At 70.8% G+C, this 696-nt stretch carries 1 protein-coding gene; it reads left to right on the top strand.

The window, feature by feature from the left end:
• Positions 1-29: 29 nt before the first annotated feature.
• The coding region (locus ACSNOC_RS27840; RefSeq protein WP_436750346.1) for a transposase family protein at positions 30-696 on the top strand (667 nt) is incomplete at its 3' end.

Here is a 696-nt window from a genome sequence, read left to right as displayed (position 1 = left end):
AATGATCTTGTCGTGCGGTGATTCCGCCTGTGGCTAGTGTGATCACGGCGTCGGAGCCTGCCTGGATAGCCCCGTTCACCGGGCTGAGCCCGCGGCAGTTCGGCAAGCTGGTGGCCGCGTTGCGGCGCGAGGGGGCCGATGTGCGAGGGCGGGGCCGGCCGTGGGGTCTGCCGCTGGAGGACCGGGTGCTGCTGGTAGCCGCGTACTGGCGGACCAACCTCACCATGCGGCAGCTCGCCCTGCTGTTCGGCGTCTCGAAGTCGGCCGCGGACCGGGTCATCGACCACCTCGCGCCTCGGCTGGCGCTGCAGCCGATGCGCCGGCAGCGCAAGGACACCGTCTACATCGTGGACGGCACCCTGGTGCCCACCCGTGACCGGCCGGTGGCCGCCTCCAGCAAGAACTACCGCCACTCCACCAACCACCAGGTCGTCATCAACGCCGACACCCGCCTGGTCGTCCTCGTCGGCCGTCCCCTGCCGGGCAACCGCAACGACTGCCTCGCGTGGGAGGAATCCGGCGCGAAGCCAGCCGCCGGCAAGGCAACAGTGATCGCCGACGGCGGCTACCTCGGCACCGGCCTGATCATCCCCCACCGCCGCCAGGCCGGACAGACCCAACTCCCGGCCTGGAAGGCGCAGCACAACGCCCTCCACCGCAAGGTCCGGGCCCGCATCGAGCACGTCTTCGCCCGGA

The organism is Streptomyces sp. URMC 129 (assembly GCF_051386415.1).
In the GTDB taxonomy this organism is placed as follows: domain Bacteria; phylum Actinomycetota; class Actinomycetes; order Streptomycetales; family Streptomycetaceae; genus Streptomyces.
This window is presented reverse-complemented; position numbering and strand designations above follow the sequence as displayed.